This window comes from Mesorhizobium sp. M2A.F.Ca.ET.042.01.1.1 (genome assembly GCF_003997405.1).
In the GTDB taxonomy this organism is placed as follows: Bacteria; Pseudomonadota; Alphaproteobacteria; order Rhizobiales; family Rhizobiaceae; genus Mesorhizobium.
On sequence record NZ_RZRX01000437.1, the window covers coordinates 1 to 2,837 of the forward strand.

Below are 2,837 nucleotides of genomic sequence, written 5' to 3' on the forward strand. Positions count from 1 at the left end.
ACGCCGCAACACGCTTACGCAACGCCATCGGTAACGGCTTGCCCATCACGGTTCTCCCTTCCACCGCAATGAATCATCAAACCGTCACTCTGGGAATCCCGAATCCTTTAAAGGGCGACGCGCTTTAAGTCCCAGGCTCGTCGCGGCCAAAGCGAAGCGCTGGCACGCCTGGCCGACCCTGACCCAGTGGTCGTGGTCCGGCCGCTCGGCAAAGAAGATCGCCACCCCTGCCGATGAGTCGATCTGACGGGCGTATTTCTCATTCTCCTGGGCGGCGCTGAACAGCCGGTCCAGGGCGATCCGGCCAAGGCTGGTCGGCAGCACCGGGCTGCCGCTCGCGGCTGAGAAGAGCCCATCGCCTCGAGCCATCGCGCTGCGCGGGTTGAAGCGTATCCACTGCTTCAACTCGCGCATGAATGCGGGGTCGTTCATCTGGTCTTCATTGCCGGCAAGGACGAGGTCCCGCACCTGCTTCATCCGCCCCTGATCCGTGACAAGCGCCAGGCTCACACCCGGTATCGCGGCTGCGCGCTCAAGTTCGGCTAGATCCGCGGCAGGGGTGGCGCGGGCATCATATTCGGCACGTGTCGATTGGCGTTTCGGAATGGCGTCGGCGAACGGGTCCGCTTTCGCCTCGCCCATGAGGTAGTCGTAACGGATTCCGTTGCCGTCGGCCGTGAGCGAAGCCTCGCCGGTTCGGCCAGTCGCCGCCGCGGCGAGCATGAGATTGGCCGCGGCGCATCCCAGGCTGACATAGAGATGATGATCGTCAGGGTCGACGACCGGGGTCCGCCTCTGAAGGTCAGGCCGGATCTCGATTGCTTGCCCTTCAAGCTGGAACCGCCAAGGCTGCGTGTTATGGCTGTTCGCCGCCAAGGTTGCGTAACGAATGACGGCCTCAAGATCGGGCGTCAGGCGGTCACGCAATCCGGCGGCGAAGGCCTCGTACTGAGCCATGGACCCGACGGCCGATCGCCAACCGGCAACACCGGTGCCCGCCGCGACAAGCGCGGCGCCTGCGCCCACGAGCATCGCTCGCCTGTTCATCGTGTCCTCTCGAACAAATTCGCAGGCAAGATAGCGGCGGCTCGGGAATAGCCTTTGATCTCAGTCAAGGCCTTTGATCGACCCGCCGCCTAGGCAGCGCGACCGTCGAACTCGAACACTTCGATGCTGGCAACGTCGACGTCGTCGAGGCAGTTGATGTTGATATAGGCCGTGCGCTCGCCGCCTTCGCCGACATCCTCGGCGAAGGGGTGGATTCCGCAGGTCCGGCAGAAGCGATGCGCGATTTGAGCCTTGCCGAAGGTGTAGCGGCCGAGGTCGTCGCCCCAGGCGACCAGACTGAGCTTCTCATGCGGCACCGCACACAGCAGCGCGCCCTTGCGCGCGCAGATCGAGCAGTTGCAGCGCACCGCGCCACCGATCTCACCCTTGACCTCGAATGCCACCTTGCCGCAGTGGCAACTGCCTTTGTACAGCATCAGCATCTTCCCATCGCTGGCAGGGTGCAAAGGCACGCTTGCCGGGTTATCTCTTTGCCGGCCCAACATCAGGCCGCGCGTTTAAAAGACGTTGCAACTTTGCAAGGCCCGACATCGAAAATGCAATCCGTGCGCGATCGTCTCGAAACCATCCTGTCACGTCTTGCCAGTCGCTCGGCCGACGAGCGGGTCTACACCAAGCTTTATGCCGCGGCCGCGCGGGCAGCCGCCGATGCGTCCGACGCTCGCCTCAAGGCCGGCGTCAGCCTTGGCCCGCTCGACGGGCGCATCGTCTCGATCAAAGATCTGTTCGACGTCGCCGGCGAGCCGACCACGGCCGGGTCGCTGATCTTCGCCGGCACCGCACCGGCGACGCGGGACGCGGCGATCGTGGCGCGGCTCAGGCGGGCGGGCGCCGTGATCGTCGGCAAGACCAACATGACCGAATTCGCCTTCACCGCGGTCGGCGACAATCTGCGTTACGGCACGCCGGGCAATGCCGCCGATACGAGCCTGATTCCAGGCGGCTCGTCATCGGGGGCGGGCGTTGCGGTCGGCGAGGGCACGAGCGACATCTCGATCGGTTCGGACACCGGCGGCTCAGTGCGCATCCCGGCCTCGCTCAACGGCGTCGTCGGCTTCAAGCCGACGGCGCGGCGCGTGCCTTTGGCCGGCGCCTTTCCGCTGTCGATGACGCTGGATTCGATCGGCCCGCTTGCCCGCAGCGTCGCCGATTGCGCGATCGCCGATGCGATCATGGCCGCAGATGAGCCGGCGGCCCTTCAGCCGGTCCCGCTGGCGGCCTTGCGCATCGGCATTCCGCGCGGCGTTCTGTTCGACGAAACGCAAGCCGAGGTCGCCGAAGCTTTCGAGGCTTGCATCGACAGGAGCGGTCAGGCCGGCGCCCGCGTCGCCGATTTGCCCATCGACGATCTCATCGCCGAGATGCGGGCGGCGACCAGACGCGGCACGATCGCCTCAATGGAAGGCGCCGAAGTGCATGCCGACTGGCTGGCGAGCGGCGCCTCCGTGCCGGTCGATCCGCATGTCACCGGTCCGTTGTCGCGCGCGCTGGCGGTTCCCGCTTCGGCCTATATCCGCACGATCCGCCGTCGCGGCGAGCTTGCGGCGGCGATGGCTGAACGGCTGGACGTTGTAGATGTCCTGGCATTGCCGACCGTGCCGATGGTCGCGCCGTCCATTGCCGCCATGGCCGGCGACGAGGCATTGCGCGACAGGACCGAAGGGCTGCTCTTGCGCAACACGCAGGTCGCCAACCAGTTCGACCTCTGCGCGATCTCGCTGCCGATGCCGGGCACCAGGCTGCCGGCCGGGCTGATGCTGGCGGGCAGG

The 2,837-nt window shown here is 66.1% G+C and carries 3 protein-coding genes; 1 reads left to right on the forward strand and 2 read right to left on the reverse strand.

Features of this window, described 5'->3' with window-relative positions; all coding sequences use genetic code 11:
- Positions 1-84 precede the first annotated feature (84 nt).
- Both EOA23_RS33250 and EOA23_RS33255 read right to left on the reverse strand, forming a co-directional pair.
- Positions 85-1,047, reverse strand: coding sequence for a nitroreductase family protein (locus EOA23_RS33250; RefSeq protein WP_127307175.1), 963 nt, complete (start codon positions 1,045-1,047; stop codon positions 85-87).
- Positions 1,048-1,136: 89 nt separating this feature from the next.
- Complete coding sequence (locus EOA23_RS33255) at positions 1,137-1,484, reverse strand: GFA family protein (RefSeq protein WP_127307176.1); 348 nt, start codon at positions 1,482-1,484, stop codon at positions 1,137-1,139.
- Positions 1,485-1,604: 120 nt separating this feature from the next.
- Between EOA23_RS33255 and EOA23_RS33260 the strand changes: the two genes are divergently transcribed.
- Positions 1,605-2,837: amidase (locus EOA23_RS33260; RefSeq protein WP_127307177.1), on the forward strand; the 1,233-nt coding region annotated here is incomplete at its 3' end.

Coding starts and splice junctions, on each gene's coding strand:
- EOA23_RS33250 (WP_127307175.1), bottom strand. CDS start 1,047: ATGAACAGGCGAGCGATGCTCGTGGGCGCAGGCGCCGCGCTTGTCGCG.
- EOA23_RS33255 (WP_127307176.1), bottom strand. CDS start 1,484: ATGCTGTACAAAGGCAGTTGCCACTGCGGCAAGGTGGCATTCGAGGTC.